General features: G+C 69.7%; 22 protein-coding genes. 17 read left to right on the top strand and 5 right to left on the bottom strand.

Annotation, left to right across the window (positions count from 1 at the left end; all coding sequences use genetic code 11):
- Positions 1-45 precede the first annotated feature (45 nt).
- Complete coding sequence (locus tag ABVF28_RS10810; RefSeq protein ID WP_371030456.1) at positions 46-1,746, bottom strand: cation:proton antiporter; 1,701 nt, start codon at positions 1,744-1,746, stop codon at positions 46-48.
- Between the two features lie 192 nt (positions 1,747-1,938).
- Here ABVF28_RS10810 and ABVF28_RS10805 point away from each other — a divergent pair, with 192 nt between their 5' ends.
- Together ABVF28_RS10805 and ABVF28_RS10800 are read left to right on the top strand one after the other, a co-directional pair.
- Positions 1,939-3,213 carry an LLM class flavin-dependent oxidoreductase gene (locus tag ABVF28_RS10805; protein ID WP_371030455.1) on the top strand — a complete coding sequence of 425 codons (1,275 nt, stop codon included), beginning with the start codon at positions 1,939-1,941 and terminating at the stop codon, positions 3,211-3,213.
- The gene (locus tag ABVF28_RS10800; protein ID WP_371030454.1) at positions 3,210-4,607 is read left to right on the top strand and encodes an NtaA/DmoA family FMN-dependent monooxygenase; all 1,398 of its coding nucleotides are present in this window, start codon (positions 3,210-3,212) and stop codon (positions 4,605-4,607) included. The genes ABVF28_RS10805 and ABVF28_RS10800 overlap by 4 nt, the downstream gene beginning before the upstream one ends.
- Positions 4,608-4,638: 31 nt before the next feature.
- Here the strand turns inward: ABVF28_RS10800 and ABVF28_RS10795 are convergent, their stop codons facing one another.
- Positions 4,639-5,337 (bottom strand): MarR family winged helix-turn-helix transcriptional regulator, encoded by a 699-nt coding sequence (locus tag ABVF28_RS10795; RefSeq protein WP_104311815.1) that lies wholly within the window; start codon positions 5,335-5,337, stop codon positions 4,639-4,641.
- A 60-nt stretch (positions 5,338-5,397) separates the two neighbouring features.
- On the opposite strand from ABVF28_RS10795, the gene ABVF28_RS10790 reads away from it, so the two are divergent.
- The 8 genes from ABVF28_RS10790 (at position 5,398) to ABVF28_RS10755 (ending at position 15,094) form a co-directional block, all read left to right on the top strand.
- On the top strand, positions 5,398-6,282 hold the full coding sequence (locus tag ABVF28_RS10790; protein WP_371030453.1) for a VOC family protein: 885 nt from the start codon (positions 5,398-5,400) through the stop codon (positions 6,280-6,282).
- Positions 6,279-6,926, top strand: coding sequence for an alpha/beta hydrolase (locus ABVF28_RS10785; protein ID WP_104311817.1), 648 nt, complete (start codon positions 6,279-6,281; stop codon positions 6,924-6,926). Before ABVF28_RS10790 ends, ABVF28_RS10785 begins: the two co-directional genes overlap by 4 nt.
- A gap of 118 nt (positions 6,927-7,044) precedes the next feature.
- Entirely contained in the window at positions 7,045-8,646 is a 1,602-nt protein-coding gene (locus ABVF28_RS10780; protein WP_371030452.1) for an ABC transporter substrate-binding protein, read from the top strand.
- Positions 8,647-8,649: 3 nt separating this feature from the next.
- Positions 8,650-9,687 carry an ABC transporter permease gene (locus tag ABVF28_RS10775; RefSeq protein WP_371030451.1) on the top strand — a complete coding sequence of 346 codons (1,038 nt, stop codon included), beginning with the start codon at positions 8,650-8,652 and terminating at the stop codon, positions 9,685-9,687.
- Positions 9,684-10,679, top strand: a complete 996-nt coding sequence (locus ABVF28_RS10770) for an ABC transporter permease (protein WP_211890533.1) — start codon at positions 9,684-9,686, stop codon at positions 10,677-10,679. The genes ABVF28_RS10775 and ABVF28_RS10770 overlap by 4 nt, the downstream gene beginning before the upstream one ends.
- Entirely contained in the window at positions 10,676-12,340 is a 1,665-nt protein-coding gene (locus ABVF28_RS10765; RefSeq protein WP_371030450.1) for a dipeptide ABC transporter ATP-binding protein, read from the top strand. Before ABVF28_RS10770 ends, ABVF28_RS10765 begins: the two co-directional genes overlap by 4 nt.
- The gene (locus ABVF28_RS10760) at positions 12,337-14,379 is read left to right on the top strand and encodes an FAD/NAD(P)-binding protein (RefSeq protein WP_371030449.1); all 2,043 of its coding nucleotides are present in this window, start codon (positions 12,337-12,339) and stop codon (positions 14,377-14,379) included. The genes ABVF28_RS10765 and ABVF28_RS10760 overlap by 4 nt, the downstream gene beginning before the upstream one ends.
- Positions 14,306-15,094, top strand: a complete 789-nt coding sequence (locus ABVF28_RS10755; protein ID WP_371030448.1) for a DUF1684 domain-containing protein — start codon at positions 14,306-14,308, stop codon at positions 15,092-15,094. Before ABVF28_RS10760 ends, ABVF28_RS10755 begins: the two co-directional genes overlap by 74 nt.
- Before the next feature lie 85 nt (positions 15,095-15,179).
- Here ABVF28_RS10755 and ABVF28_RS10750 read toward each other — a convergent pair whose 3' ends face one another.
- The gene (locus tag ABVF28_RS10750) at positions 15,180-15,608 is read right to left on the bottom strand and encodes an RNA-binding S4 domain-containing protein (protein WP_371030447.1); all 429 of its coding nucleotides are present in this window, start codon (positions 15,606-15,608) and stop codon (positions 15,180-15,182) included.
- A gap of 126 nt (positions 15,609-15,734) precedes the next feature.
- Between ABVF28_RS10750 and ABVF28_RS10745 the strand changes: the two genes are divergently transcribed.
- Positions 15,735-16,307, top strand: a complete 573-nt coding sequence (locus ABVF28_RS10745) for a CDP-alcohol phosphatidyltransferase family protein (protein WP_104311824.1) — start codon at positions 15,735-15,737, stop codon at positions 16,305-16,307.
- Here ABVF28_RS10745 and ABVF28_RS10740 read toward each other — a convergent pair.
- Entirely contained in the window at positions 16,279-17,094 is an 816-nt protein-coding gene (locus tag ABVF28_RS10740) for a DUF3097 family protein (RefSeq protein WP_104252968.1), read from the bottom strand. The genes ABVF28_RS10745 and ABVF28_RS10740 overlap by 29 nt on opposite strands.
- A gap of 236 nt (positions 17,095-17,330) precedes the next feature.
- On the opposite strand from ABVF28_RS10740, the gene ABVF28_RS10735 reads away from it, so the two are divergent.
- The 3 genes from ABVF28_RS10735 to ABVF28_RS10725 all read left to right on the top strand — a co-directional run bounded on the left by ABVF28_RS10735 (position 17,331) and on the right by ABVF28_RS10725 (position 19,337).
- Complete coding sequence (locus ABVF28_RS10735) at positions 17,331-17,831, top strand: FHA domain-containing protein (protein ID WP_371030446.1); 501 nt, start codon at positions 17,331-17,333, stop codon at positions 17,829-17,831.
- Positions 17,832-17,875: 44 nt separating this feature from the next.
- The gene (locus ABVF28_RS10730; protein ID WP_104311825.1) at positions 17,876-18,523 is read left to right on the top strand and encodes a MerR family transcriptional regulator; all 648 of its coding nucleotides are present in this window, start codon (positions 17,876-17,878) and stop codon (positions 18,521-18,523) included.
- Positions 18,524-18,794: 271 nt separating this feature from the next.
- A complete protein-coding gene (locus ABVF28_RS10725) occupies positions 18,795-19,337 on the top strand; it encodes a MerR family transcriptional regulator (protein ID WP_104252811.1) in 543 nt (180 codons plus the stop codon).
- Between the two features lie 17 nt (positions 19,338-19,354).
- Here ABVF28_RS10725 and ABVF28_RS10720 read toward each other — a convergent pair whose 3' ends face one another.
- Positions 19,355-20,218 carry a ParA family protein gene (locus ABVF28_RS10720; protein ID WP_104311826.1) on the bottom strand — a complete coding sequence of 288 codons (864 nt, stop codon included), beginning with the start codon at positions 20,216-20,218 and terminating at the stop codon, positions 19,355-19,357.
- A gap of 77 nt (positions 20,219-20,295) precedes the next feature.
- Between ABVF28_RS10720 and ABVF28_RS10715 the strand changes: the two genes are divergently transcribed.
- The 3 genes from ABVF28_RS10715 to ABVF28_RS10705 are packed head-to-tail and all read left to right on the top strand — an operon-like array spanning position 20,296 to position 25,677.
- A complete protein-coding gene (locus tag ABVF28_RS10715; RefSeq protein WP_371030445.1) occupies positions 20,296-23,718 on the top strand; it encodes a pyruvate carboxylase in 3,423 nt (1,140 codons plus the stop codon).
- Entirely contained in the window at positions 23,711-25,117 is a 1,407-nt protein-coding gene (locus ABVF28_RS10710; RefSeq protein ID WP_371030444.1) for a mycothione reductase, read from the top strand. Before ABVF28_RS10715 ends, ABVF28_RS10710 begins: the two co-directional genes overlap by 8 nt.
- The gene (locus ABVF28_RS10705) at positions 25,114-25,677 is read left to right on the top strand and encodes a peptide deformylase (RefSeq protein WP_371030443.1); all 564 of its coding nucleotides are present in this window, start codon (positions 25,114-25,116) and stop codon (positions 25,675-25,677) included. The genes ABVF28_RS10710 and ABVF28_RS10705 overlap by 4 nt, the downstream gene beginning before the upstream one ends.
- Positions 25,678-25,689: the final 12 nt, after the last annotated feature.

Below are 25,689 nucleotides of genomic sequence, written 5' to 3'. Positions count from 1 at the left end.
CTGACTCGGACCGAGTCGGCGCCCCACCCTTTCCCGTGTGCCCCCTCAAGCGCCGCCGAACCGGAGTGCCTCGGTGTCGAGGCGGTTCTGCGCCTGCTCGATCGTCCGCGACGAGTAGGTGCCGGATGACCTTGCGTCGAGCAGCGCGAGCTGGGCGTTGTCGAGCAGGATGCGCGTGAGCTCGCGGCGCTGCAGGTGCGCGTCGTCGAGATCCTCGTCGAGCTCAGCGCGGTTGGCGAGCAGACCACCCATGCGAGCCGCCAGCGTGCGCACCTGCTCGAGGACCTCTGGGTCGTATGACTGCCCGTCCGCGCGCCGCAGCTCGGGGTTCGCGAGTGATTCCTGCGCGACGTCGAAGACCTCGTCGGCGAGGCTCGAGAGCTCCCGCGCGTCTGCCTGCGCGTCGGTCCCGTTCACGCCGAGCCGCTTGATGAGCCAGGGGAGCGAGCCGCCCTGGACCACGAGCGTGACGATCGCGACCGTGAACGCGATGAGGACGAGCTGCGGGCGGTACGGGAAGTCCGAGGGCAGCGACTGTGCGGCGGCGAGCGTCACGACACCCCGCATCCCCGACCAGGCGAGCACGGCTCCGCCGCGCCAGCCCAGTCCCTCGTCCCGGTAGAAGGCCATGTCCGCGCTGGCCCGCTTCGCCCGGTCGAGCAGGCGTGGCCGCACGTTGTCCTTGCCGGCGACCCGCTCCAGGAACTGGTCGAGGCGAGGAGCGACGAGCGTGGCCCTTCGCTGTTCGCTTCGGAGCATCAGCACTAGGGGAATCACGAACGCGACCCTGACGAGGACGAGCACGGCCGTCGCGAGGAGCCCGATCCCGACCGCGTGCAGGAGGCCGATGCCGTCCTCGTCGCCGTCGACCGACTCGATGAGCGCCGAGAGCTCGAATCCCATGAGGAGGAAGACGCCGTTCTCGAGGAGCAGCTGCGCCGTGCGCCAGTTCGTACGCTCGCTGATGCGGTCCTGCGGACTGAAGCGGCTGGCACTCGCGTGCCCCGTGACGAGGCCGGCGACGACGACGGCCAGGACGCCGGAGCCTCCGATCTCCTCGGTGGGCACATACGCCAGGAACGGAACCGTGAACGAGATCGCGGTCGTCAGGACGGGGCTGCCCAACCTCGAGCGCACGAAGACCGTGACCGCCCCGACGAGGGCCCCGAGCACCACGGCGAGCGTCACGGCGAGCACGAAGTCGCCGACGGCACCCCAGAACGAGAGCGCACCGGCCGTCGCGGCGATTGCGCTGCGCAGCATGACGAGCGCCGTCGCGTCGTTGACGAGCCCCTCGCCCTCGAGCACCGTGACGAGGCGCGGCGGCAGCCCGAGGCGCTTGCCGATGGAGGTCGCGGCCACCGCATCCGGGGGACTGATGACAGCGCCGAGGGCGACAGCTGCGGCGAAGTTGAGGTCGGGCAGCAGCGCGAAGAGGAGGAGGCCGCTGCCGAACGCCGAGATGATGACGAGCAGCACCGAGAGGCCGGTGATGGATCGCAGATTGCGGCGGAAGTCGGTCAGCGGAACGTTGACGGCGGCCGAGTAGAGGATCGGCGGCAGCACGATCGTGAGGATGATCTCCGGCGGGAACTCGAAGTCGGGGACCCCGGGGAGATAGCCGACGCCGATGCCCACGATGACCAGCAGGATGGGCGCGGCAACCCCGAGCTTCGGGGCGACCGCGGCGACCGCGACGATGATGAGGATCGCGGCGACGCCGAAGACTGCGAGTTCGAGCTCCATGGAACAGCAGACTAATCGGCTGGGGGAGATGGGCCGCTCCGGTACGCGCGTCGGAATGTTGCACTCCATTTCGGTCGGTGACGCGACCCGACGCCCAGGCTCCGCGCGCGGACCTACGATCGGGCAACTCCCCGCACCGTCAGCGCTGCTGCTCCGGCGTGCGTGGGACCCCGATCCCGTGAGAGAGGCACCATGTCGAGACGTCAAGGACCCGGACGATTCACGGTCGGACTCGCCCTCCAGGGAGCGGGCTGGCACCCCGCCGCCTGGACGGTCCTGCCGCGCGGCGACGGCACCAGGCTCACCGAGCTCGGCTACTGGCGCGACCTCGTGCAGCACGCCGAGCGAGCCGGCATCGACTACGTCACCTTCGAGGACGCCTACCAGATCGAGGGGAGCGCACCGGACTGGGAGGCCCCCCGCGACCTCGCCGAGGTGTCGCTCGACGCGACCCTCCTGGCAGCGTCGCTCGCGCCGCTCACGAAGCGCATCGGGCTGGTCCCGACCATCGGTCTGACGCACGCGGAGCCCTTCCACGCGTCCACGAGCATCCAGACCCTCGACTTCGTCTCCCTCGGCCGTGCCGGCCTGCGCGCGAAACTGAGCGCGAGCGGGGCCGAGGCCGCGAGCTTCGGCCGCAAGAGCTCGCTCGGTCTCGACGCGATCTTCGCCGAGGGCACCGATGCCATCGAGGCCATCCGCCGGCTCTGGGACAGCTGGGAAGACGACGCCGTCATCCGCGACGCGAGCACCGGCCGCTTCATCGACGCCGATCGCCTGCACTACGCCGACTTCGAGGGGGAGCACTTCAGCGTCAAGGGGCCGTCGATCGTGCCCCGCTCGCCGCAGGGCCAGCCTCCCGTCTTCGCGCTCGCGCAGGCCGAGGAGTCGTTCGACTTCGCGGCTCGGCAGGCAGACGTCGTGTTCATCACCCCGGGTCGCTCGACGGTCGCCGAGCTGGTGGCGGCGATCCGGGACGCCGAGCTGCGTGTGGGCCGCACAGGGGAGCCGCTGCGCATCGTCGCCGACCTCGAGATCTTCCTCGGCGACGAGGACGGCTCCACCGAAGAGCACTTCCGCGCCCTCGACGAGCGCGTCCGCGCGGACTCCGGGTATCGCAGCGACACGAGGGTCGTCGTGCGCTCGAACGTCATCACGGCAGAGCTCATCGCCAAGTACGCGGATGCCGGCCTCGACGGCGTCCGCGTCCGCCCGCTCACCCACGGCGACGTCGCCGAGTTCGTCGACCGCGTTCGGCCGATGCTCGAGGCGAGGGGCATCGTCGCACCTCCTAATCCGCGCGAGAAGTCGCCGAGTCTGCGCAAGACGTTCGGCCTCGTCCCGCGCCCGGCCAACCGGTTCGCGGCCTCCCACGCGGAGCGGCCCGGAACCGCTGGCCCTGCATCGACCCGCGATGCCAGGAGCTCCGCACAGCCGGCATCCGCACGAAAGGCACACCGCGCATGACCAGCCCAGCGCTCAAGCAGGTCCACCTCGCCGCGCATTTCCCCGGCGTCAACAACACGACCATCTGGACCGACCCGGACGCCGGAAGCCAGATCGACCTCGCCTCCTTCCGCGCGTTCGCGGAGACAGCGGAGCGCGGCCGATTCGACTACCTCTTCCTCGCGGAAGGGCTGCGACTCCGTGAGCACAAGGGGCGCATCCACGAGCTCGACGTCGTCGGTCGCCCCAACACGCTCGTGATCCTCGCCGCCCTCGCGAGCCTCACCACGCACATCGGCCTCGTCGGCACGCTCTCCTCCACCTTCAACGAGCCGGCGGACCTCGCACGGCAGCTCGCGACGCTCGACCACCTCTCCGGTGGGAGGGCGGGCTGGAACGTCGTCACCTCGAGCGACGCCTTCCACGGCCAGAACTTCCGCCGCGGAGGCTTCCTCGAGTACGCGGAACGCTACGAGCGGGCCGAGGAGTTCGTGCGGCTCTCGAAGCGACTCTGGGACTCCTGGGAGTCCGACGCGATTTCCGCGAACCCCGGCCGAGGGGAGTACCTGCGCCAGGACGGCGTGCACCGCGTCAACCACGTCGGCAAGCACTTCGACATCGAGACCATCTCGAACGTGCCGCGAAGCCCGCAGCGGTACCCGGTCATCGTGCAGGCCGGCGACTCACCGGCCGGGCGCGACTTCGCCTCCGCGAACGCCGAGATCATCTTCTCGCTGCACGCGGCCTTCGAGGACGGCAAGCGCTTCTTCGACGACGTCAAGTCTCGCCTCCCCGCCGTCGGGCGGTCGAAGGACTCGCTCCTCATCATGCCCGCCGCCACGTTCGTCGTGGGTGACTCCGAGGCGGATGCACGCGAGCGGTCCCGCGCGGAAGCGCTCGCCCAGATCAGCCCGCAGACGGCGATCGCGATGCTCGAGCAGGTCTGGGGGAGGGACCTGTCAGGCGTCGACCCGGACGGCCCGCTTCCCGACCTCGAGCCGGGTGACGAGCTCATCCGTGCAGGCCAGGCCAACGACCTCTCCAAGCAGCGCGCCCAGATCTCGAAGTTCCGGGAGATCGCGGAGCGCGAGTCGCTCAGTGTCCGAGAGCTCATGCTGAAGCTCAACACGCGCCACACGTTCGTCGGAACCGGCGCGCACATTGCCGAAGAGATCTCCCGCTACGTGCAGGGTGGTGCCGCCGACGGCTTCGTGATCGTCCCCTCGCTCATCCCGAACGGGCTCGACCGGTTCGTGGACGAGGTCATTCCCGAGCTGCAGGAGCGCGGCGTCTATCGCGAGGAGTACACGCCGGGTGCGACCCTGCGGGAAACCCTCGGCCTGCCATCCGAGCCGCCATCGGCAGAGGCCCCGAGCGGCCAGCTGCTCGGCGCTGGAGGAGCCGTCGGGGCTTGAAGGTCAGGGTGCGGCGATGAGCAGCCGGAGGTCAGCGCCGCAGCGGCGCGAGGCCTCGCGCGTCGAGCGCGGTCTCCAGGAGACCGACGGCCCTCGGTCCCACGCCGTGCAGCGACAGGAGGTGCTCGCGGCTCGCGCCAGCGACATCTCCGAGCATCGTCTGACCCGCCTCGGCCAGCGCGCGCGCTGCCGGTGCGCCGATCCCGAGGCGCGCGAGCGGCTCCGTGTCGGCGGCCGACGGCTCGGCCGGGACCCGGTGCACGCCGAAACGGTCCTCTGGGTCGATCCGGCCGAGCAGCTTCTGGGAGAGACGGCCGAGCGTGCTGAACTCCTCCGGGGTGAGCGCGTCGACGATGAGCTCGCGCACCTTGGCGACGTGCCCTGGCGCGGTCTCCTCGAGGAACGACATCCCCTCGTCGCTGAGCTTGGCGATCTTCGCCCGTCGATCGTCTGGGTGGCTCGTGCGCTCGACGTAGCCTCGCTGCTCAAGGCCGAGGACGACCCTGGACAGGCGGGGGAGCGTCGCGTTGGTGCGTGTGGCGAGGTCGGTCATCCGCAGGCTGCGCCCGGGCGACTCTGAGAGGACGGCCATCACGAGATACTCGTAGTGCGTGACGCCGGCGTCGTTGCCGAGCTGAGTGTCGAGTGCCCCTGGGAGGAGCTCGACGACCCCGATGAAGTGCAGCCACGAGTGCTGCTCGTCTGCGGTCAGCCATCTCGGTTCGCTCATGGCCCCATTCTCCCGACTTTTACTTGTAGATGCAAGTTTTTGAGTGCTACGGTTCCAGGCATGACGACAACAGACGGCGACAAGCTCGACGCAGGCACCGGCATGGGCCTCGTCTCCCTCCACGTCGGCGACCTCGCCGCGCAATCCGAGTACTACCGAACGGCCCTCGCGCTCGAGCCCATGGCCGAGGCCGACGGCGAGATCACGCTCGGCCGTGGGCGAGTGCCGCTCGTGCGCCTGCGCCACACCCCAGGCCTCCCCATTCCTTCGCGCCGTGCCGCGGGACTCTTCCACACCGCGCTCCTCTTCGAGACGCCGAGCGACCTCGCCGCGACCGTCTACCGAGCCGCGCAGCACCAGCGCTCGCAGTTCGTCGGCTCCTCCGACCACCACGTGAGCGAAGCGTTCTACTTCACCGATCCAGAGGGCAACGGCATCGAGCTCTACACCGACCGGCCCCGCGACACGTGGCTCGACGCCTCCGGCCGCATCGCCATGTCGACCGAGTTCCTGGACCCCAACGCCTACCTGCGCGCCAACCTCGTCGAGGCGACCGCGGATGCGCCGCACACGGCGGCTGCCGACGTGGGCCACGTGCACCTGCAGGTCGGCGACGTCGACACCGCCAAGGGGTTCTACGTCGACACCCTCGGCTTCGAGACGACCACAACCTATCCGGGCGCCCTCTTCGTGAGCGCGGGCGGCTACCACCACCACGTCGCTCTCAACGTGTGGAACAGCGCAGGGGCCAGCCCCCGCGCGGCAACCCTCGGACTCGGCCAGCTCACCATCGAGGTGCCAGCGCGGGATGAGCTCGACGCGGTCGCCGAGCGGCTGCGCGGCGCAGGCCTGCAGTTCGCCGACGACGGCGCCTCCATCACCGTGCTGGACCCGTGGCGCTCCGAAGTGGTGCTCCGAACACGCGACCAGGCGGTCGCCGCGTGAGCCACCTCGCCATCACGACGGCCCTCACCTCCGCCGGGGGAAGCCTCCAGGACGATGCGGCCGACCGTCCGATCCTGCTGCTCATGCACGGCTACGGCTCACACGAGGACGACCTCACCAGCCTGCTCCCGTCGCTCGGCGACCGTTTCGCCTGGGCCTCGCTTCGCGCGCCGCTCGTCCTCCGCCAGCAGACGCCCGCCGAGGTCGGCTCCTACGCGTGGGTCCCCATCGATCGTCCTGGACTGCCGGACCCGGTGCAGGCCGCGGCCGCGACCGACGCGGTGACGGCCTGGCTCGACGAGCACACCGCGCCCACCGCGAGCATCATCCCCATCGGGTTCTCCCAGGGCGGGCTCATGGTGACGCAACTCCTTCGACGCGACCCGCAGCGCTTCGCGCGCGGCGCCGTGCTCTCCGGCTTCTCCCTCCAGGGCGAGCAACCCGGTGACGCTGAGCTCGCACGCCTCCGCCCGCCGGTGTTCTTCGGTCGCGGAGACCGGGACCAGATCATCAGCGACGAGACGTTCGAGCGCACCACGGGCTGGCTCGCGGACCACGCCACCCCGACGGAGAAGGTCTACCCGGGGCTCGCGCACGGCATCTCGCCGCAGGAACTCCAGGACCTCGCGGCCTTCCTCGCCTGAAGGCCGCCGCGCGGAATGTGACCCCGCGTGTCCCCCTGGTACTCGAGATTTCGGCCGCCCGCTTCCGCGGGCGGCCGTCTTCCTAGTCTCTGGACATCCCCACCACGAAGGAGTCCAGATGACCCGCTCGACCAGATCCCTCTCCGCTGCCGCCCTCGCTGCAGTCGGCATGATGGCCCTGGCGTCGTGCGCCGGGCAGTCTGGGGCGACTCCGGCGCCGGATGCGGACCCCGTGCAGGGCGGCAACCTCCGCGTCGGCATCCTCAGCGACATCGGATGCATCGACCCGGCGCAGGTCGGCAACAACAACAACGTCAACATCGCCCGCCAGACCGTCGCGTCGCTCACGACGCAGGACGTCGAGACCGGTGAGGTGCTTCCGTGGCTCGCCGAGTCGTGGGAGATATCCGACGACGCCAAGGAGTTCACCTTCACCCTCGCCGAAGGCCCGACCTTCGCCGACGGAACCCCCATCGACGCGGAGGCCGTCAAGGCGAACGCGGAGGGGATCCAGGCGCTCGGCGCGAAGTCGCCGCTGGGCAATCTCTACCTGGCCGGCCTCGAATCGGTGACGGTCGTCGACCCGCAGACCGTCACCTACACGTTCGCCGAGCCCTCCGCGCAGTTCCTGCAGGCGACCTCGACCTTCACGCTCGGGCTCGTCTCCACGGAGAGCAGCAAGTTCAGCCAGGAGGATCGCTGCGCCGGCGACCTCGTCGGCTCCGGCCCCTTCTCCGTCGAGTCCTACACGCCGAACGCCGAGACGGTGCTCTCAGCGCGTGAGGATTACGCCTGGGGAGCATCCACGACGGGCAACACCGGGCGCCCGTACCTCGACACCATCACGTACTCCGTCATCCCCGAGGCATCGACGCTCACCGGCTCGCTCCAGTCCGGCCAGCTCGACGTGTCGACCGACGTGTCCTTCGTCGACCTCGACCCGCTCAAGAGCGCAGGAGCAAGCGTCGAGAACCGCGCGAACCCCGGTGTCGTGTACAACCTCATCCCGAACGCATCTCACCCGATCCTGTCGGACGAGAAGGTGCGTCTCGCCGTGCAGAAGAGCATCAACCGCGAGGAGCTCCTCGCGCTCCTGACGCCGGAGGACAGCCCCGCGACCAGCGTGCTCGCAACGTCGACCCCGTACTACAGCGACAAGAGCGACATCCTCGAGTTCAACACCGAGGAAGCCGCCAAGCTGCTCGACGAGGCGGGCTGGACCGAAGGAGCAGACGGCGTGCGCGAGAAGGACGGGCAGAAGCTGAGCTTCGAGCTCGCCTACTGGCAGCCGACGACGAACGTGCTCGAGCAGGTGCAGGTGCAGCTGGCGGCCGTCGGCATCGACCTGCAGCTCCGCGAGGCGCCCATCGCCGACGTCACCGCCATCAACGACGGCACGCAGCCGTTCACCTGGGCCAACATCACGCGAGCCGACCCAGACGCGCTCCGCATCTTCTTCTCAGCCGAGGGCGGCAACAAGTACAACTACCGCGAGGTGGGCCCGATCGACGAGGTCCTCAACTCGCAGGCAGCCGTCATCGACGCGGATGCGCGCCAGACCTCGGTCGACGCCGCCGTCACGCAGCTGCTCGAGGAGGGCTACGCGGTTCCCGTCATCCAGCTCTCGACGAACCTCGTCCAGGCACCCGGAGTCCAGGGCACGCAGTTCGAAGCCTCCAGCCGACTCGACTTCTCGGCAGCCTGGAAGGCCGCGGAGTAGTTCATGGTCCGCTACTTCGCCGCCAGGCTCGCCCTGGGGATCCTGGTCCTCTGGGCGGCCTTCACGCTGTCGTTCCTCCTGCTCTACCTGCTTCCCGGTGACGCGGCCGCAGTGGCCGCGGCCGGCGGAGGTGAGGGCGCGGCCGATCCTGCGGCCGTCGAGGCGCTGCGAGCGGAGCTCGGGCTCGACGCCCCGTTCCACGAGCAGTACCTCGCGGCCCTCGGCGGCGCGCTTGTCCTCGACTTCGGAAGCTCCGTGCAGAACGGCATCCCCGCGACCGAGGTGCTTGCCCGTGCCCTCCCGTCCACGGCGACGCTCGCCGGGGCGGCGCTTGTCCTCTCCGTCGTCGGCGGTGTCGGCCTCGCCCTCGTCAGCAACCTCGTCCGATCAACCTGGCTGCGCGGCATCCTCCAATCGCTGCCGTCGCTCGCCATCGCCGTCCCGACGTTCTGGCTGGGCCTGCTCCTCCTGCAGGTCTTCTCCTTCCAGCTCGGCTGGGTGCCCGCCTTCGGGAGCACCGGATTCGTGGGGCTCATCCTGCCCGCGCTCACGCTGTCCATCCCGACGGGGGCCTACCTCGCGCAGGTGCTGACGCGCAGCCTCCACGAGACGCTCGCGCGTCCGTTCGTCGAGCAGGCCAAGGCGAAGGGCGCGGGCGACACGCGCATCCTCGTCCGCCACGCTCTTCGCAACGCGGCCCTTCCGACCCTCACGATCGGCGGTGTGCTCGTGGGCCAGCTCCTCGCCGGCACCGTCGTCACCGAGACCGTCTTCTCCCGCGACGGCGTCGGCCGCATGATCGTGACCGCCGTCGCGAACCGCGATATCCCGCTCGTCATGATCGCCGTCGTCTTCGCCGCGGTCGTGTTCGTCGTGACCAACCTCATCGTCGACGCGCTCTACCCGCTCATCGACCCGCGCCTGACGCATTCCACCAGACAGCAGCGTCCCTCATCGAGGCGCCGCACGACGCCGACGCTGACACCCGGGCTCGGCCCGAGCGAGCCAGCCGAGGCAAGCAAGAAGGGGGTCCCAGCATGAGCCAGGCTCTTCTCGAGACCGTGCCGGGCGTCACCCCGCTCAGCCGCACGGAACGCTACGTCGCACCCAGCGGCCTCGACAACCCGGATATCCGCGACAACCCGGAAGGGCGAGGGCACGGGACCGCCGAGCGGACGCCGCAGCCGGTGCCGGAGCCGGTCAAGCCGTCGTCGTTCGCACGCTTCAGCGGCCTCCTGCGCCTCCCGTCCCTCATCCTCGCGCTCGTCGTGCTCGCCACGGTCATCGCCTGGGCGATCATCCCGTCCGTCTTCACGCCGTACGACGCCGTCAACGGAACCCTCCTCGACCGCCTGCAGCCGCCGAGCGCCACGCACCCCTTCGGTACGGACAACCTCGGCCGGGACACCCTCGCTCGCTTCATCTACGGATCGCAGACCACCCTCTTGGCCTCCGGCCTCGCCGTGGTCATCGCCCTCGGCACCGGCGCGCTCCTCGGCCTCCTCGCGGGCTACCTTCGCGGGTTCGTCGACGAGGCGATCATGCGGTTCATGGACGTCATCCTCGCGATCCCGGCGCTGCTGCTCTCGCTCACCATCATCACGGGGCTCGGCTTCGGGACGCTCAACATCGCCATCGCGGTCGGCCTCGCCTCGACCGCGGCCTTCGCGCGCATCATGCGCTCGCAGGTGCTCTCGGTCGCGACGGCCGGGTACATCGAAGCGGCGAAGCTGTCAGGCGCCCGCTGGCCCAGCATCATCTTCCGCCAGGTGCTGCCCGCCGCGATCACCCCGGTGCTCGCCCTCGCCGCCATCGAGTTCGGCGCAGCGGTGCTCGCCATCTCCGCGCTCAGCTTCCTCGGCTTCGGCGCCCCGCCGCCCCAGCCCGAGTGGGGCGCGCTCATCTCCGAGGGACGCGACTACCTGCAGGCCGCCTGGTGGCTCACGACGCTGCCCGGCCTCGTGATCGTCGCCGTCGTGCTCTCTACCGCCCGCCTCTCCCGCTGGCTCCAAGACCGAGGAGACCGCTCATGACGTCAACGCAGTCACCCGTCCCCAGCGAAGCTCCCGCCGGGCCCCTGCTCTCCGTGCGCGGCCTCCGGCTCGCCTACAAGGGGGCCACGACGCTCGCCGTCGCCGGTGTCTCCTTCGACGTCTACCCGGGCGAGCAGGTCGCGATCGTCGGCGAGTCCGGCTCCGGCAAGACGAGCGTCGCGAAGTCCATCGTCGACCTCCTCCCGTCGAGCACCGACGTCCGCGCGGATGCGCTCCGCTACGACGGGCTCGACCTCACCGCCCTCACCCCGCTCGAGTGGCGCGCCGTGCGGGGCGCACGCATCGGCCTCATCCCGCAGGACCCCTCCGCGTCACTCAACCCGCTGCAGACGGTCGGCTCGCAGGTCGCCGAAGTGCTGCTCATCCACGGCCTCGCGACGAAGAAGGATGCGCGCGCGCGAGCCGTCGAGCTGCTGGCGGATGCGGGCATCCCGGACGCTGCGAAGCGAGCAGCCCAGTACCCGCACCAGTTCTCCGGCGGCATGCGGCAGCGTGTCCTCATCGCGGCGGCGCTCGCCGCCTCACCGGGCCTCATCATCGCGGACGAGCCGACCAGCGCCCTCGACGTGACCGTGCAGCGACAGATCCTCGACCTCATCGCGGAACGCGCCGCCGTCGCCTCCACGTCGGTGCTCTTCATCACCCACGACCTCGGCGTCGCCGCCGACCGCGCGGACCGCATCCTGGTCATGCAGCACGGCGTGATCGTCGAAGCGGGACCTGCCGCGCAGGTGCTCGAGGACCCACAGCATCCGTACACGAAGCGACTCGTCGCGGCCGCGCCGACGAGGACCTCGACCCGGCTCGCGCCGGCGCAGGGCGCCCTCGCGATCGACCGGAGCAGGCCAGTGCTCGAGGTCTCCGGCCTCAGCAAGACCTTCCGGCTCCCCGGCGGGGCGCGCGTGGATGCGACGAAGGACGTCGCGTTCGCGATCGCGCGCGGCGAGAGCTACGCGCTCGTCGGAGAATCGGGCTCAGGCAAGAGCACGACGGCGCGACTCGCGCTGCTGCTCGAACGGCCAGACCAGGGCAGCATCCGCCTCGACGGCGTCGAGGTCGCCGGAGCACGAGGCGGCGCGCTCAGGGCATTCCGTCGTAGGACGGGACTGGTGCACCAGGATCCCTACTCCTCCCTCGACCCGCGGTTCACCGTTGCCGAGTCCATCGAGCAGCCGCTGCGCGCCTTCGGTGTCGGCGACAAGGCCTCACGGCGGGCACGCGTGCTCGAGCTGCTCGACGATGTCGCGCTGCCCGCGAGCTTCGCCGAGCGGCGGTCCGCGCAGCTCTCCGGTGGGCAGCGCCAGCGCGTCGCCATCGCCAGGGCGCTCGCGCTTAAACCGGAGCTCATCGTGCTCGACGAGGCGGTGTCGGCGCTCGACGTCTCCGTGCAGGCGCAGATCCTGCAACTGCTCGTCGACCTCCAGGCAGAGCACTCGCTGAGCTACCTCTTCATCACCCACGACCTCGGCGTCGTGAGGCAGATCGCGGACAGGGTCGGCGTGCTCCGCGGGGGAGAGCTGCTCGAGGAGGGCACGGTCGACGAGGTCTTCGAGCGCAGCACCAACGACTACACACGGGCGCTCGTCGACGCGATCCCGGGCGGGCGGCCCGCCGAGCGCGTCCTGGAGGCCATCGCATGACCTCCGCCGCCAGGCTCATCGACAGCGACAGCAGCAAGGGGGCGCGCTGCATCGCCGTGCTCGGCGCGGGCCCGCGCGGCGCCGGACTGCTCGAGCGCATCGTCGCCAACTACGACGCCGACGCCACCGGTCAGCTGGTCGTGCACCTCATCGACCCGCACCCGCCGGGCGCCGGGCGCATCTGGCGCGACGCGCAGTCCGGGCTCCTCAAGCTCAACTCGCTCGCGGCCGACGTCACGATGTTCACCGACGAGACGAGCACCATCGAGGGGCCAATCCGAGAGGGCCCATCGCTGGTCGAGTGGGCGCAGCTCGCGACGCGCGGCGACCTGCCCGGGTACGAGCTCGACGCGGAAGACCCGCAGCTCGCCGCGGAGATCCGGGCACTGGGTCCCGCGAGCTTCCCCACCAGGCGGCTCCAGAGCCGGTATCTCGGCTGGTTCTTCGAGCAGGCCGCAGACGCCGCGCCGGAAGGGCTGACCGTGCTGGTGCACACCGCGCAGGTGACGGGCGTCACGACGCTCGAGAACGGCTCCCAGCGGGTCGAGCTCGATACGGGTGACGGGCTCACGGTCGACGTGGTCGTCTACGCCCTGGGCCACTCGGGAACGCGAGTGCATGAAGGGACGAGGACCGCCGAGCTCAGCGACTTCGCGGCGCGCCACGAGCTCGCGTACGTGCCGCCCTCGTTCACGGCGGACGCCGACTTCAGCGCCGTTCGAGCGGGGGAGCCCGTCATCGTCCGCGGGCTCGGACTCGCCGCCGTGGACCTGCTCGTGCTGCTCACCGAGGGCCGGGGGGGAACGTTCGTGCCGAGCGTGGACGAGGGACGTCTGACGTACCTGCCCTCAGGACGCGAGCCGCGCATCCTCGTCGGCTCCAGGCGCGGTGTCCCCTACCACTCGAAGGTCACCAGCGTGCTGCAGGGAGAGCCCTTCGAGACGCGGTACTTCACGCCGGACATCGCACGGGAGGTCGTCGCGCGGCACGAGATCCTCGACTTCCGCACGCACTTCTGGCCGCTGCTCGCGAAGGAGATGCTCCACGGCTACTACCGGGAGCTGTTCACGGGCCACCCGGAGCGCGTCCGCATCTCCTGGGTCGAGTTCCGGGCTGACCTCGACCGTCTCGGCGCGCAGTCTCCGGAGCTCCACGACGCGGTCGTCGCGGCGCTCGTCGACCCCAGCGACGAACTCGACATCGAGACCTTCGACCACCCCCTCCGCGGTGCCGTCGCCACGGACGTCGGGTCGGTCTCGGCCTCGCTGCACGAGTACATTCGCGAGGACCTGCGGCGCAGGAACCGGCAGGAGCACAGCGAGAGCCAGGGGCTCTTCCTGGCGCTGCTCTTCTCGTTCATGACCTTCGTCGAGTTCCAGGACGCGCCCAACTGGTCACCAGCTTCCCTCGCAGGCGACGTGCGCGTCTGGTGGAAGGGCTTCTTCAGCTACGTCGCCTCCGGCCCACCGGGGCACCGCCTCGACGAGCTCCTCGCGCTCAGCGAGGCCGGTGTCGTGCACTTCCTCGGAGGCGACCTCCGGGTCTGGGAAGACGAGGAGACCGGGGTGTTCCACGCGAAGGGGAGCACGCTCGAGCAGGAGGTCTCGGCCCGCGCGCTCATCGACGCCTGGCTCCCGGACTCCGACGTCGCGCACACCGACAACGACGCCCTGCGCCAGCTCATAGCATCCGGCGAGGGGCGCGAGCGGATCGCGGCCACGCCGGAGGGCAGCCTCGCCACCGGCGTCATCGAGGTGCGGCGCGCTGACTCGCGCATCGTGCGGGGCGACGGCACGGCGCATCCGCGACGGTTCGCCGTCGGGCCGTACACCTCGAATCCGTTCGTGGGCGCCTTCTCGCGCCCGAGGACGAATGCCGTGTCATTTCGCGAGAACGACGCCGTCGCGCTGAGTACCTTGAGACTTGTCGGCGACATCAGCAGAGAGAACCAGGATCGGGAGCAGCATGAGCACGCAGCAGAGCACCACCACCGGAGACCAGTTCGGCAAGCGCTGGGCGGCCTGGCACGACAGTCGTGAACGCGCGGTCCGAGCCCCGTATGGGCCGGCGGCACTCGTCGCCACGAACTGGCTCGCCGACGGCGTCGAGCTCGAGCTCGACACCGTAGCGGGCGCCTGGACGATCGAGGACGGGGCCGTCGTCGGCACTGGCCTCGCCTCGAGCGGATACACGGATGCATCCGGTGAGGCAGTCGGAGATCGGGTCACGCTCACCGCGGGCGACGAGCTCCGCGATGGCGAGCGCATCCTTCGGGCCTTCGCTCGCGACGACCAGCGCGCACTTCGCGTGCTGGACCCGGCCGCGCCCGGACGCGCGGCGCTGCTCGGCATCGACAGCTACGCGCCCGGTGACGGCTACGTCGTCTCCGCCACCTTCCGACCGTCGACCGAGCAGGTCGACGTGCTCCAGGCCGACGGCTACGTGTCCAGGAAGGACCTCGGCGGGAAGCTCGACTTCACGCTCGGCGGAGCCCGGTTCTCGATCGACGCCGACCACGCAGAGGCTGGACTGCAGGTCGTCTTCGCGGATGCGACCAGCGGCGACGAGAGCTACCGGTTCCGGTTCCTCACCGTCCCGGCGCCGGAGGCCGACGGGACGACCACGATCGACTTCAATCGCGCGTACCTCCCGCCGTGCGCCTTCAGCGACCAGTTCGTCTGCCCCACGCCCGCCGCAGACAACCGCCTCACGGTGCCGGTGCGAGCGGGGGAGCGCAACGCCATCACGGCGTAGGACTCGACGTTCCCGACGGGAGCTTCGTCCCGCCGGAGCCTGATTCGGGCCATCCGCGGGCGGACGACACGCGTCGGCCGCCGGCTCACTCCTCCGCGTCCCAGGGCTCCGGTTCGATGTCGCGCCCGCGGATGCGATCGATCTCGCGCCGCTCGCGCTTCGTCGGCCTGCCGGCACCTCGGTCGCGGAACGCGATGGGCGCGGCGAACTCGCGCGGGGGAGGTGGCGGTGAGTTGTCGATGAGCGCCTTCGCCGCGATCGGTGCGCCCACGCGCTTCTTGAGCAGCTGCTGCGCGACGAGGATCCGATCACGATCGGTGCGCACGCGAACCTCGTCGCCGACGTGGATGCGCTGGGCGGGCTTCGCCCGGTCGCCGTCGATCTTCACGTGCCCGGCCTTGCAGGCGGCTGTGGCGGCGCTGCGCGTCTTGAAGATGCGCACAGCCCAGAGCCACACGTCGACGCGCACGGACGCGGGGCCGGCTTGGGGGGAGCCATGCTCGTCGGGGTCCATCCGCTGATCGTAGCGAGTCCGGGGTCGTCCGCGGATCTCGGTGCGCCGGCGGCGAACGACGCGACCATCCCGGCGACACGCTGGCCCACCCAGTCGCTGGGCTGCGCCCGCTGAGACAATGGGCGCATGGCGAGCAGAGAGCAGGAAGCCCCGATGCGGTGGGCGACGCTGCCGAATGCCATCTCGGTGGCGCGGCTGCTCGTCTTCGTGCCGCTCACCATCTGGCTCGCCGCCGATGGCAGAGCACTCGCGGCGACCCTGAGCCTCGCAGCCTTCGGCGCTACCGACTGGATCGACGGGTTCCTCGCTCGCCGGCTCGGCCAGGTCTCACGGGTGGGGGAGATCCTCGACCCGGTCGCGGATCGACTCGGCATCATCGCCATCGGCCTCGGGCTCGCGCTCCTGGGTTATCTCCCGTGGTTCGTCCTCATCACGATCTTCGTGTGCGATGTGACTCTGCTCGTGATCGGGCTCACCCGACTCGACCGCGTCCGCGAGGGAAGAGTCAACCTGCTCGGCAAGGCCAGGTCGGCGTTCATCATGGTCGCGATGCCGCTCCACCTGCTCTCCTACGCCGCTCAGGTGCCCGCTGAGCCCCTGCGGGGCATCACGTGGTGGATGCTCGCCATCGGCACGGTCCTGCACGTCGCCGCTGGCGCGGTCTACGCCGTCAGGTACCTGCGCCGCCGGGCTCCGTGACGAAGTCGATGAGCTCCTCGACGCGGCCCAGCAGGGACGGCTCCAGGTCGCGGTAGTCGCGGACCTGCTCGAGGATGCGCTGCCACGCCCTCGCGGTGTCCGCCTGCTCCTCGGCTGGCCAGCCGAGCGCCCGGCAGATGCCCTTCTTCCAGTCCTGCCCACGGGGGATGACCGGCCAGGCCTTGAGCCCGAGGCGCTCGGGCTTGACCGACTGCCACACGTCAACGTACGGGTGCCCGACGACGCGGACGTGAGAGGCGCCGAAGCGCTTCGTGATGTCGTCCGCGATGCGCTGCTCCTTGGAGCCCTTGACGAGGTGGTCGAGCAGCACGCCGACGCGCCGCGTCTGGCTCGGGCCGAAGACGGTGAGCACCTCGGCGAGGTGGTCGGCTCCCTGCAGGAACTCGACGACGACGCCGTCGATGCGGAGGTCGTGGCCCCAGACCTTCTCGACGAGCTCCGCGTCGTGCTTTCCCTCGACGAAGATGCGACCAGCCCTCGCGGTGCGCGCTTTCGCGTCGGCGACGTGGAACGACCCGGATGCGCTCCTCGCGCGCCCGGACGGCTGCTTCGCGACCGGAGGGCCGAGGAGGACCGGCTCGTCCTCGAGGAGGAAGATCGAATCCGCCGGGAACGCCTTCCGCTGCCCGTCGAAGTCCAGCAGCGTCACGGTCTGCTTGTTGGCGGAGGCGAGGCGCCCGTAGAAGCCGGTGGCCGCGTCCTCGAGCCACATACCGCTCGCCATGGGAACCTTGCGCGTCAGCGGGGCGGATTTGCGCGCCCGCATCTGTGCGACGGGATCACCGCCGTAGCGGTCGTCGAACGCGTTTTCGTCAGAGGAAGACAGGTTTGCCACCCACGGAGTGTACGCCGAGGGTGAAAACCGGCAACGATTCGGTCGCTCGTTTCGACAACACTCAGTCGTCTGACGCACAATGGCTGGCGGTGCTTGTGCAGTTCACCGACCGGAATTCGGGCACCCCCGATTCCGCTACGCTTGAGCACCGACTCGAGGAGGCAAATATGGCTGGGTCTGACGCTGAGGCGCGAACCCCTGACGGCGACGGCGTCGTCGATGAGCAGACGCAATCGTCGACGATTTCGTTCACTGGCGATTTCAGCGCGCAACTCGCCGCGCTCATCGCCGGCGGTGTCTCGAAGGAGGAGATGGAGTCGATCAGCGCTCTCCCCTCCGGCTCCGCGCTCCTGATCGTGCGCAGGGGGTCCAACGTCGGGGCCAGGTTCCTGCTCGACACCGACCTCCAGGTCGCCGGTCGCCACCCGAACGCCGAGATCTTCCTCGACGACGTCACCGTCTCTCGTCGTCACGCCGAGTTCACCAGGCACGGCCGCGAATTCCACATGCGCGACCTCGGCTCGCTCAACGGCACCTACTACAACGGCGAGCGCATCAACTCTGCAGTGCTCACGAACGGCGGAGAGGTGCAGGTCGGCAAGTTCCGCCTCACGTTCTACAGCTCTCCGCTCGACACGAGCCTGACGTCCGCGTCTGCCGGGAACTGACGGTGGCCGCTATCGCGGCGGCTTCTTCCAGTGGGCAGGGCCGCATGCTCAGCATCGGACAGGTCCTCCAGCGGCTGAACGTCGAGTTCCCCGAGCTGAGTCCCTCGAAGCTGCGCTTCCTCGAGGACAAGGGGCTCGTGCATCCCGAGCGCACGCCCAAGGGCTACCGCAAGTTCTCCGCCGGCGACGTCGCTCGGCTGCGGGAAGTGCTCACGATGCAGCGGGACCTCTACCTGCCGCTCAAGGTCATCGCTGAGTACTTCGACGCGCTCGACCGCGGGCTTGAGCCCGAACTTCCGGGGTCCAGGGCACCGCAGCGGCAGACGATGCTCGCCGCGGGCACCGTGCTCGACCGCGCGCAGCTCCTCGAGCGCTCCGGCGCGAAGCCTGCGCTCCTGGAGCAGGCCGTGAGCGCTGGGTTGATCCCTGCGGCCAGCCGGTACCAGGAGGACGAGCTCACGATGCTGAGCACACTCGTCGAACTGGAGAAGGTGGGCATCGAGCCGCGACACCTCCGACCGTTCCGCGCCGCCGCGCACCACGAATTCGGTCTCATCGAGCAGGCCCTGTCGACCAGCACTCGACGGGCGCGTTCGGGCGGAGAGGCGCACGAGCGGGCGCACGAGCTCGCCGAGCACCTCGAGTCCGTCCGACGGTCGCTCATCCGCCAGGCCGTCCGCGGTCGCAGGTAGCTTCACCCTCCACTTGAACGTCAGGTGGATCCGAACGGCGCCAGTCCTCTCCGCGACACGCCGCTGCTCGCATCCCGAAGCCCGAGATACAGGGCGAGACGGGTCGGGATCACATCGTTGTCGTTCGGAAGTAGCCGAGTCGCACGCGCTCCAATAGAATCAACTCAGACGGCTCGGGACTTACCTCAAGTTCCCCTGTGGTAAGACCCACTGCTTCCGCCCCAGTTCTCCTGGGAGCTGAGCCAGTCGAAAACGTGTGAAAGGTGCAGGCATGAGCGAGCAGGGACAGGGCGACGCGCCAACCGGCGGCGAGTTGGTCTTCACCGATGGCATTCCGGACCTCGATCCGGGTTCCGGCTACCGCGGCGCCGTTGCCGCGAGGGCCGCCGGCATCACCTACCGCCAGCTCGACTACTGGGCTCGGACGGGCCTGGTCGAGCCGACTGTGCGCGGTGCGAAGGGGTCCGGCTCCCAGCGTCTCTACTCGTTCCGGGACATCCTCGTCCTCAAGCTCGTCAAGCGACTGCTCGAGACCGGCATCTCGCTCCAGCAGATCCGCACCGCGGTCGACCAGCTGCACGAGACCGGCGTCGTCGACCTCGCGCAGACGACCCTCATGTCGGACGGTGCGAGCGTGTACCTCTGCACCTCGAACGATCAGGTCATCGACCTCGTGCACCGCGGTCAGGGCGTCTTCGGCATCTTCGTGGGCCAGGTGCTCCGAGAGGTCGAATCGACGCTCGTGGACTTCGAGCAGCAGACCATCGACCCAGTTGACGAGCTCGCAGCTCGCCGCGCAAGCCGCGCGAGCTAGCCGCCGAGTCTCGCGCCCTAGCTGTTCGACCGGCCCCGCTGACGCCCACGCGTCACCGGGGCTTCGTCGTCGGTACCCGCGGCGCTGGCATACGGGCCGAGGCGTCCCGCACGCATGATGCGCTCGAGGAGCGTGTCGAAGCTCGCGGCCATCTCCTCGGCGGAGCTCCCGGGCCACAGGTGCACGGGCTTGGCCGCGCCCGTGGCCTGCTGGAGCGACGTCCGCTCAGGCAACGCGGGGGAGAGGACAAGCGGTCCGAACATGTCGCGCAGCTCGCCGAGCCTGAACTGGTGCTCGATCGACTGATGCTTCGCCCGGTTGACGATGATGCCGAGCGGCTGCAGCCGTGGCGAGAGCTCGCGCCTGATCTCATCCACCGCTCGGAGCGCGCGGTCTGCTGCCGCCACCGAGAACAGTCCCGGCTCCGTCACGACGGCAACACGGTCAGAGGCCGCCCAGGCTGTCCTGGTGAGCGCGTTGAGGGATGGCGGGCAGTCGATGAGGACCAGGTCGTAGTCTGCTTCGACGACGGCCAGGGCCTCCTCGAGGCGCCAGATCTCGCGGATCGACGGGTTCGGGGTGTCGAAGCTCAGCGCCGCCGGGCTTCCGACCATGAGGTCGATGACGCCGTGGCCTCCCTCGCCCCACGACGAGCGGGCGATCGCGGCTCGCACGGTGCTCGGCTTGGGAGAGCGGAGGACGTCGGCGATCGTGGCGCCATCCTGCGCGCGCGCGTCGAGCCCAGTCGAGACATCCGACTGGGGATCCAGGTCGACGACGAGGGTTCTGAGCCCGCGGGCCCAGGCGGCGGAAGCGAGGCCCAGGGTCACCGTGGTCTTGCCGACGCCGCCCTTGAGAGAACTGATGCTGAGGACGAACACCAGCCCAGGCTACATTCACTAGGCTGGCGTCACGTTGCTGCAAGCCCCTGTCGTTGTTGTCGGAAGGTGGAACACCGGTGTTCAAGAAGATCCTGGTTGCCAATCGAGGCGAGATCGCCATTCGCGCATTCCGTGCCGCTGTGGAGCTCGGAGCACGGACGGTCGCGGTGTACCCCTACGAGGACCGCAACTCGCTTCACCGCCTGAAAGCTGACGAGGCATACCAGATCGGCACCGTGGGACAGCCAGTCCGGGCCTACCTCGACGTCGCGGAGATCCTGCGCGTCGCGAAGGAATCCGGTGCCGACGCGATCTACCCCGGCTACGGCTTCCTGAGTGAGAACCCAGAACTCGCGCGGGCCGCCCAGGACGCGGGAATCGCCTTCATCGGGCCGCCCCCTCGGGTCCTTGAATCGGCGGGCAACAAGGTCACGGCCAAGAACCAGGCGATCGCCGCGGGGGTGCCGGTGCTCGCCTCGAGCCAGCCCTCCACCGACCTCGACGCCCTGTGCGCCGCCGCCGAGGAGATCGGCTTCCCGATCTTCGCCAAGGCGGTCGCCGGCGGCGGCGGGCGAGGGATGCGGCGCGTCGAGCGCCAGGAGGACCTGCGTGAAGCGCTCGAGTCTGCGATGAAGGAGGCGGACAGCGCCTTCGGCGACCCGACGATGTTCGTCGAGCAGGCCGTGCTCCGCCCACGCCACATCGAAGTCCAGATCCTCGCCGACGAGCACGGCAACGTCGTGCACCTCTTCGAGCGCGACTGCAGCGTTCAGCGACGCCACCAGAAGGTCGTCGAGATCGCCCCTGCGCCCAACCTCTCGCAGGAGGTGCGGGAGCAGCTCTACGCCGACGCGGTCGCCTTCGCCAAGTCCATCGACTACGTGAACGCGGGCACCGTCGAGTTCCTCCTCGACACGGCCGGCCCCCGAGCCGGGCAGCACGTGTTCATCGAGATGAACCCGCGCATCCAGGTCGAGCACACGGTCACCGAGGAGGTGACGGATGTCGACCTCGTGCAGGCACAGATGCGCGTCGCCTCGGGCGAGCGCCTCGACGACATGGGGCTCGAGCAGCACCAGCTGGAGCTGCACGGTTTCGCGCTGCAGTGCAGGATCACGACCGAGGACCCATCTCAGGGGTTCCGCCCGGACACGGGGGTCATCACGACCTACCGCTCCGCGGGAGGCTCCGGCATCCGCATCGACGGAGGCACCATCGCCACGGGAGCCGAGGTCCTGCCGCACTTCGACTCGATGCTCATGAAGCTCACGGCACGCGGGCGCGACTTCCCGGCTGCGGTGCGGCGCGCTCGACGCGCGCTGTCCGAGTTCCGCATCCGCGGCGTCGCCACGAACATCCCCTTCCTCCTCGGTGTGCTCGACGATCCCGACTTCCAGCGCGGGGACGTCGCGACCGACTTCATCGAGAAGCGCCCGGGGCTGCTCGAATACCGTCGCCCGGGCGACCGCGGCACGAAGATCGTGAACTGGCTGGCCGACGTCACGGTCAACGCACCGCACGGCGTGCGCCCGACCTCCGTCGAGCCGCGGACGAAGCTGCCCGCGCTCGACACCTCCGTCCCGCTTCCCGCCGGGCGGCGTCAGGAGCTCTTGGATCTCGGCCCCGCGGGGTTCGCAGCCCAGCTGCGTTCCGAGAAGCGCCTCGCGGTCACCGACACCACCTTCCGTGACGCACACCAGTCGCTGCTCGCGACGCGCGTCCGCACCCGCGACCTCGTCACGGCTGCGCCCTACCTCGCGAGACTCACGCCCGAGCTGCTGTCCATCGAGGCCTGGGGCGGTGCGACGTACGACGTCGCGCTCCGCTTCCTCGGCGAGGAGCCGTGGGAGCGCCTCGCGAGTCTCCGCGAAGCCGTCCCCAACATCCCACTCCAGATGCTGCTGCGGGGCCGGAACACCGTCGGCTACACGCCGTACCCGGAGGCCGTGACGAAGGCGTTCGTCCACGAGGCGACTGCGACCGGGGTCGACATCTTCCGCATCTTCGACGCCCTCAACGACGTCTCCCAGATGCGACCCGCCGTCGACGCGGTTCTCGAGACGGGAACGGCGGTCGCCGAGGTCGCCCTCTGCTACACCGGCAACCTCGCCGACCCCAACGAGCCGTTCTACACGCTCGACTACTACCTGCGCCTCGCGGAGCAGATCGTCGACGCGGGCGCGCACATCATCGCCATCAAGGACATGGCCGGGCTGCTCCGCCCGCAGGCAGCCTCGAAGCTGGTCACCGCGCTCCGCGACCGCTTCGATCTGCCCGTGCATCTGCACACGCACGACACGGCGGGCGGACAGCTCGCCACACTCCTCGCCGCCAGTGAGGCCGGCGTCGACGCCGTCGACGTCGCAAGCGCCCCCATGTCGGGAACAACGAGTCAGGCAAGCCTCTCGGCGCTAGTCGCCTCCCTCGAGCACACCGAGCGGGACACGGGCATCAGCCTCACGAACGTCACCGACCTCGAGCCATACTGGGAGGCGGTCAGGCTGGTCTACCGTCCCTTCGAATCCGGGCTCCCGGGTCCGACGGGTCGCGTCTACAAGCACGAGATCCCGGGAGGTCAGCTGTCAAACCTCCGGCAGCAGGCCATCGCGCTCGGCCTCGCGGACCAGTTCGAGCACATCGAGGACATGTACGACGCGGCCGACAAGATCCTCGGCCGCATCCCGAAGGTCACGCCGTCCTCGAAGGTCGTGGGCGACTTGGCCCTGCACCTCGTGGCCGTCGGCGCAGATCCGGCCGACTTCGCCGAGAACCCGGGAAAGTACGACATCCCGGATTCGGTCATCGGCTTCATGGCCGGTGAGCTCGGCGAGCTGCCGGCCGGATGGCCGGAGCCATTCCGCAGCAAGGTGCTCGAGGGGCGCGACGTCAAGATCGAAGTCACGCCGCTCTCCGACACCGACGAAGCCGGGCTCGCGGGGGACAGCCTCGAGCGCAGACGGACCCTGAACCGCCTCCTGTTCCCACAGCCCACGGCAAGCTACGAGGACACCGTCCGGCTCTTCGGCGACCTCTCCGTGCTCGACACCCTCGACTACCTCTACGGGCTCGAACCCGGAGAGGAGCACGTCATCCACATCGGGAAGGGCGTGCAGCTCTTCGTGGGCCTCGAGGCCATCGGCGAGCCGGACGCTGACGGCATGCGCACGGTCATGGCGACCCTGAACGGACAGCTGCGCCCGGTCTTCGTCCGCGATCGCAGCATCAAGGTCGACACGATCGAACGCGAGAAGGCGGACAGCGGCAACCCCGGGCACGTCGCCGCACCGTTCTCCGGCGTCGTGACGCTCCGCGTCGAGGTCGGCGAACGCGTGTCGCAGGGGCAGACCGTCGCGACCATCGAGGCCATGAAGATGGAGGCCGGCATCACGGCACCTGTCGCGGGCGTCGTCGAGCGCCTCGCCATCTCCTCGCCGCTCGAGGTCGGCAACGGCGACCTCCTCGCCGTCGTCCGCCCTGGCGCTGAGCGTGCAGATGACTGAGCGCCCAGCCGCTGAGCACTTCGAGCTGCTCATCATCGGTGCAGGCTCCGGCAACACGCTCCCGCCCGGCGGCGAGGGCGGGCCGAAGACGGCCATCGTCGACGACGGACCGCACTTCGGTGGCACGTGCCTCAACGTCGGGTGCATTCCCACGAAGATGTTCGTGCACGTCGCCGACGTGGTTCGAAATGCGCGGGACGCGCAGCGGCTGGGCGTCCATGACGTCCACCTGCGTCCGTCCTGGCCGGAGGTGCGCGACCGTGTCTTCGGGCGGATCGACCAGATCAGCGAGGGCGGGGAGAGCTACCGTGAGCACGGGAACCCGCGCGTGACGCTCGTGCGCGAGCGCGTCGAGATGCTCGGCGACCGCGAGGTGCTGACCGCCTCCGGGCGCAGGCTGAGCGCGGAGACGCTGGTCATCGCCGCGGGCAGCCGGGCACGCCACCACGATGTGGTGCCCCTCGACTCCACGCTCGTGCACACCTCGGACACGATCATGCGCATCGACGATGTGCCGCGCCGCCTCGCGATCATCGGCGGCGGGTCCATCGCATCGGAGTTCGCCCATGTCTTCAGCGCCTTCGGCTCCGAGGTCACGCAGCTCGTGCGTGGGCGCGTGCTCTCCTCGCTCGACGCGGACGTCGCCGCGACGTTCACGGAGGCCGCCCGTGAGCGGTGGCGGGTCGAGACCGGCACCTCGGTCGTCGGCTTCTCCGAAGACGGTCGAGTCGCGACGCTCACGACGGACGCGGGGGAGCAGATCGAGGTCGACGCCGTGCTGGTGGCGATCGGACGCATCCCCAACACGGACACGCTCGGCACCTACGAGGTCGGCTTCGACCACCACGATGACGGCCGGTTGCGAGTGGACGCCTACCAGCGGGTGCTGCGCGACGGCCACCCGGTCTCCGGGGTGTTCGCGCTCGGTGACATCGACTCTGAGCACCAGCTCAAGCACGTCGCCAACCACGAGGCGAGAGTCGTCGCGCACAACATCGCGGTCGAGCCCGGGCGCCGTCTCATGAAGAACACGCTCGGCCCCGTGCCGGACGTCGTCTTCACCGAGCCGCAGATCGCGAGCTTCGGAGTGACGCTCGAACGCGCCGAGCAGCTGGGCTACGACGCGTTCGAGGTGACGCACCAATATGGCTCGACCGCCTGGGGGTGGGCGCTCGAAGACGAGCGGAGCTTCTGTAAACTCGTCATCGCGCGGGGCAGCGCGACCATCCTCGGGGCACACATCGTGGGTCCGGATGCGGCGGTCCTGCTCCAGCCCCTCGTCCTCGCGGCGAGCTTCGGGCATTCCATCAGGGGCCTCGCGCGTGGCCAGTACTGGCCTCACCCCGCAGCGAGCGAGGTGGTCGAGAACGCGCTGCTGCGCGCCGAGGAGGAACTGTGACCGTTCGCCCCATCCGCTACTACGGTGATCCGGTGCTCCGGACGCCCGCAGAGCAGATCACCGTCATCGATGACCGCATCCGCAGCCTCGTCACCGACCTGCTGGACACGACGTCGCTCGACGGAAGGGCAGGCGTCGCCGCGCCGCAGATCGGCGTGGGACTCGCGGCCTTCTCGTACAACATCGATGGCGAGACCGGCTACGTGCTCAACCCGGTTCTCGAGAGCACGTGGGGCGAGCTCGATGAGATCGACGAAGGCTGCCTGTCGGTTCCTGGCCTCTGGAACAAGACACCGAGGTACGAGCACGCGCGTGTGACCGGCATCGACCTGGACGGCGAGCCCGTGGTGCTCGAGGGAGCCGGGCTCATGGCGCAGATGCTGCAGCACGAGACCGACCACCTCAAGGGCGTCGTCTACATCGACACGCTTGCTGCTGAGCACCGCAAGGCCGCCATGCGCGAGATCCGTGGCAGCGAGTGGTTCGCGCCCGCGACGGCGGCCAGTGCGTCCACGGCGGGCAGGACCACGGCAAGCGCCTTCGGCCGCCCGACTCGCTGAGGGGCATGGCCG

It is taken from the genome of Pseudoclavibacter sp. JSM 162008, from assembly GCF_041366455.1.
GTDB lineage: Bacteria > Actinomycetota > Actinomycetes > Actinomycetales > Microbacteriaceae > Pseudoclavibacter.
Note: the sequence above shows the minus strand (reverse complement) of the source record. Positions and strands in the feature narration are given on the sequence as shown.

Excerpts from the sequence above, each read along its gene's own strand:
- ABVF28_RS10810 (WP_371030456.1), bottom strand. The coding sequence starts at position 1,746 with ATGGAGCTCGAACTCGCAGTCTTCGGCGTCGCCGCGATCCTCATCATC.
- ABVF28_RS10805 (WP_371030455.1), top strand. The coding sequence starts at position 1,939 with ATGTCGAGACGTCAAGGACCCGGACGATTCACGGTCGGACTCGCCCTC.
- ABVF28_RS10800 (WP_371030454.1), top strand. The coding sequence starts at position 3,210 with ATGACCAGCCCAGCGCTCAAGCAGGTCCACCTCGCCGCGCATTTCCCC.
- ABVF28_RS10795 (WP_104311815.1), bottom strand. The coding sequence starts at position 5,337 with ATGAGCGAACCGAGATGGCTGACCGCAGACGAGCAGCACTCGTGGCTG.
- ABVF28_RS10790 (WP_371030453.1), top strand. The coding sequence starts at position 5,398 with ATGACGACAACAGACGGCGACAAGCTCGACGCAGGCACCGGCATGGGC.
- ABVF28_RS10780 (WP_371030452.1), top strand. The coding sequence starts at position 7,045 with ATGACCCGCTCGACCAGATCCCTCTCCGCTGCCGCCCTCGCTGCAGTC.
- ABVF28_RS10775 (WP_371030451.1), top strand. The coding sequence starts at position 8,650 with ATGGTCCGCTACTTCGCCGCCAGGCTCGCCCTGGGGATCCTGGTCCTC.
- ABVF28_RS10770 (WP_211890533.1), top strand. The coding sequence starts at position 9,684 with ATGAGCCAGGCTCTTCTCGAGACCGTGCCGGGCGTCACCCCGCTCAGC.
- ABVF28_RS10765 (WP_371030450.1), top strand. The coding sequence starts at position 10,676 with ATGACGTCAACGCAGTCACCCGTCCCCAGCGAAGCTCCCGCCGGGCCC.
- ABVF28_RS10760 (WP_371030449.1), top strand. The coding sequence starts at position 12,337 with ATGACCTCCGCCGCCAGGCTCATCGACAGCGACAGCAGCAAGGGGGCG.
- ABVF28_RS10755 (WP_371030448.1), top strand. The coding sequence starts at position 14,306 with ATGAGCACGCAGCAGAGCACCACCACCGGAGACCAGTTCGGCAAGCGC.
- ABVF28_RS10750 (WP_371030447.1), bottom strand. The coding sequence starts at position 15,608 with ATGGACCCCGACGAGCATGGCTCCCCCCAAGCCGGCCCCGCGTCCGTG.
- ABVF28_RS10745 (WP_104311824.1), top strand. The coding sequence starts at position 15,735 with ATGGCGAGCAGAGAGCAGGAAGCCCCGATGCGGTGGGCGACGCTGCCG.
- ABVF28_RS10740 (WP_104252968.1), bottom strand. The coding sequence starts at position 17,094 with ATGCGGGCGCGCAAATCCGCCCCGCTGACGCGCAAGGTTCCCATGGCG.
- ABVF28_RS10735 (WP_371030446.1), top strand. The coding sequence starts at position 17,331 with ATGGCTGGGTCTGACGCTGAGGCGCGAACCCCTGACGGCGACGGCGTC.
- ABVF28_RS10730 (WP_104311825.1), top strand. The coding sequence starts at position 17,876 with ATGCTCAGCATCGGACAGGTCCTCCAGCGGCTGAACGTCGAGTTCCCC.
- ABVF28_RS10725 (WP_104252811.1), top strand. The coding sequence starts at position 18,795 with ATGAGCGAGCAGGGACAGGGCGACGCGCCAACCGGCGGCGAGTTGGTC.
- ABVF28_RS10710 (WP_371030444.1), top strand. The coding sequence starts at position 23,711 with ATGACTGAGCGCCCAGCCGCTGAGCACTTCGAGCTGCTCATCATCGGT.